This is a genomic window from Corallococcus sp. AB049A (assembly GCF_003668885.1).
GTDB classification, from domain to species: domain Bacteria; phylum Myxococcota; class Myxococcia; order Myxococcales; family Myxococcaceae; genus Corallococcus; species Corallococcus interemptor.
The window spans coordinates 1-605 of record NZ_RAWL01000898.1; the positions used below are offsets into that span (position 1 = coordinate 1).

General features: G+C 65.5%; 1 protein-coding gene. It reads left to right on the forward strand.

The genetic code is table 11. The features are described 5' to 3' along the window. Positions 1 to 465: RICIN domain-containing protein (locus D7X55_RS40125; protein WP_121725725.1), on the forward strand; the 465-nt coding region annotated here is incomplete at its 5' end. Positions 466 to 605: the final 140 nt, after the last annotated feature.

The window sequence follows — 605 nt, forward strand, 5'->3', positions numbered from 1 at the left end:
CTCGATGCCCGCTGCTACTACCAGCTGACGAACCTGTGGCGGGGCGAAGGCATGGCGTTGGACGTCTTCTCTGACGGCAAGGCCAACGTGCCCATGCTCGCCAGGGCGGGCTACGCCTCGGGGCAGCGGTGGAAGCTGACTCCGGAGGCCAACGGCTACTACCGGCTGACGACCCAGTGGCTTGGGACCAGCCTGTCCCTGGCCAGCACCGCCGGCAATCGCACCCTCCTCGTCGAATCGGCGGATGTTCCGGAGCAGCGATGGAAGCTGAATCCGGAGCCCAACGGCATCTACCGGCTGACGACCCAGGCGCAGGGAGACGCGCTGTCATTGGACCTCGTCAATGACAACAAGGCCAACAACATCCCCGCGCTCGACAAGACAGGCTGCAATGACTCGGGGCAACTCTGGAAGGTGACACCCATCGGTCCAGCCTTGGAGCCTGAAGTGACGGATTCGCCGTGAGCCCGGAATCGGCACGGCTTCACGCCAAGGATGGAAGACGATTCTGTCCGGGCCCGTCCCGCGCTTCTTGACAGCGTCGCTTGCACGCGGGGAACGTGCGCGCCCCAGCCCCAGCCCCCCTCTCCTGAAAGGTCCCGCGT